Source organism: Paenibacillus sp. Y951 (assembly GCF_056786395.1).
In genome coordinates, this window is sequence record NZ_JBXCIY010000052.1 from 1 (window position 1) to 2,923 (window position 2,923).

The 2,923-nt window shown below is 48.7% G+C and carries 1 protein-coding gene; it reads right to left on the reverse strand.

The features are described 5' to 3' along the window. The coding region (locus AC1TPB_RS24670) for a condensation domain-containing protein (protein ID WP_482078919.1) at positions 1-2,923 on the reverse strand (2,923 nt) is incomplete at both ends.

Here is a 2,923-nt window from a genome sequence, read left to right on the forward strand (position 1 = left end):
TTCGCAGTGTCGCCCGCATATAGTGACACATCCGCCAAATTCAGCACGGTGCCTTCGTATTCTTGTGGCACTTCTGCGTCTCCGTATATAAGCAGAAGATCAGTGTCGCTGTCTTCCAGCATGTACGCGATCCGTTCCGCTGGGTACGTTGGATCAATTGGTAAGTATGCACCACCAGCCTTCAAAATCGCCAGAATCCCCACGATCATCTCCACCGAACGATCTGCCATAATCCCTACAATGCGCTCGGCTTCTACGCCACACGCACGTAGCTCATGCGCCAGTTGGTTTGCCTTCGCGTTTAGCTCGCCATACGTCAGTCGCATAGACTCGAATACGATCGCCTCAGCTTCTGGCGTCCGCTTCGCCTGCTCCTCAAACAGCATGTGGATCGTCTTGTCCTTCGGATACTCCGCCTTCGTATCGTTAAACGTCTCCAGTAGTTGACGCTTCTCTTCTTCCCCGACCAGCTCAATCTCATCTAGCCTCATGTCTGGTCTTGCCGCAACTTGCTCCACTATCGCCGCCAAATGACCGATAACCCGTTCTATGGTAGCTCTTCCATATTCCGAACCATTGAAACTGATTTTGATAGCGAGCCGATTCGCATGTACATTCATCATGACATTTAACGAATAATTGGTATGCTCGAACATTCGAATATCCGTGATCTGAAACTCTTGATTCTCGGATCGCCCACTTATTTCCATAACTTCCGGATAGTTCTGGAAGACAAATAGATGATCGATCAAGTTTTGTTTCAGTTCGGATTGCGCTTGAACCTCTGCCAAAGATGTGTAATCATATTTCTCCGAATCGAGCGCTTGTTGCTGCAACCGTTTGACCGTCTCAATGAACGTGTCCGCGTTTTTATTCGGGCCAAGTCGAACGGGCAACGTGTTGATAAACAACCCTACCATGTTCTCCACGCCGTCGATTTCCGCAGGACGCCCAGACACGACCGCTCCGAATACCGCATCATCAATATAATTGTAGCTGCGCAGCAACATGCCCCATGCGGTCTGCATCATACTGTTCATCGTAACCTGATGGCGTTTGCTCAATTGTGCCAAACGCTTAGTCAGTGCCTCCGAGAACGAATGTTGTATTTCTTCCAGCATATACGACCCACTGTTTGAGTTGGTGCTTCCAGGGATCGTCACCCGATGCTCGTATCCCCCCAAATAATCTCTCCAGTAACCCAGTGCTTCTTCGCGATTCTGCTTCTCTAGCCACTTAATAAATTCGATATAAGGCTTCACGACAGGCAAATTTATTATCTTACCGCTACAAAGCTGGGCGTACATATAGAAGAACTCTTTTAAGACGATACCCATACACCAGCCGTCCATCAAAATATGATGGTGGCTCCATACAATCTCGTATCGGGTCTCTTCTGTCCTTAATACGGCTATCCGCAATAGTACATCTTTCGTAAGATCAAATCCTTGTTCACGATCTAATTGTTTGAATCGCTCTACGTTGATCTTAATTTCATCGTCTGCTAACCTGGTGTAATCCTCGAATACGATCGAAGGATTCCGCTTCTTAAGCACGATTTGTAACGGTCTTTCCAATTCCTCATACATAAACAGTGTTCGAAAAATATCGTGCCGATCCATCAGAAGGGAGAGACTCTTCTCTAGATTTGCTTTATGCAGCGATCCTTGAATTACAATCGATAATTGGTTGAAATACGCCGACGACTGCGGATCCTTTAGCGCTTGGAACAACATACCTTCTTGCATCGGAGACATCGGGTACACAGAAACCATCTCACTTGCCAACTGTTCACGCAGTTTATCGAAGGTGACTAGCGGCATTGCTACACTCCCCACATCGCTCGGGGTAAGTTCCGTCTCAGTTTGTTGCATGCAATGTTCGACGATCGAAAGCAACTGCTCTTTGTATCTGGAAAGCAATGCTTCTATTGTGCTTTCCCAGTACTCCTGCTTGTCGTACATCACGCTTAGCATCAATTTTCCGTCCATTACACTTCCTGTAATGTCCAGTGCATGGATACGTTCCGATTGCAGACTCACTTGCATGCCAGTAGAAAGATCCGACATCGATATAGTCCCGGCATCCATTTCTCTGTCCCACTGTCCCAAGTAGTTAAAGCTGATTTCCGGCTTCATTCCACTGCCAATGCCGCTTTTCTCCGCTGGCGACAAATACTTCAGCACGCCATATCCCACGCCTTTGTTCGGAATCCGTCTTAGCTTCTCTTTGAACGATTTGACCCAGTAGGGTATTCCTTCCGTCCTCTTCAATTCAAAGACGACCGGATAGATACTCGTAAACCAACCTACCGTTCTCGTCACGTCCACGTCATCCAATACTTCTTCCCGGCCGTGGCCTTCCAGATGTATGGCAAGCGTCGCATGACCCGTCCATTCCTGCATCGCTAAACCGAGAGCCGCGAGCAGTACATCGTTCATTTCCGTCTTGTACGCATGGTGCGTGCCCGTAAGCAAGTTTCTCGTTTCCAGCTCACTTAAGCTAACCGCAATGTTTCCACTGCTTCCCCATGTCCGAGCTTCAGCGCACTCCCCGTCTTTAGGCAATGGCTTAACGTTGCTACCTTCTTCCTTCTTCCAATAATCTGCCTCTCTTAACAGCTCCAAGCCATCTGCATAGCTCCCCATTCGCTCCGACCACGTTCGGTACGAATGCGTTTTGCCAGGTAACGTAACAGTTTCTCCCCGTAACAGCTGCTCGTATCCCACCGCGAAATCCTCCAATAGGATGCGCCAGGACACCCCGTCTACGACAAGGTGATGGATCGCGATTAGCAAATGGTCGCCGCTGTTCGTCCTGAACAACCCAAGTTGCATCAGCGGGCCAGTTTCTAGATTCATCGTCTGCTGCACCAGTGTCGCCTCACGCTCAACTACCGCGCTAACATCCGCTTCATCCGAGA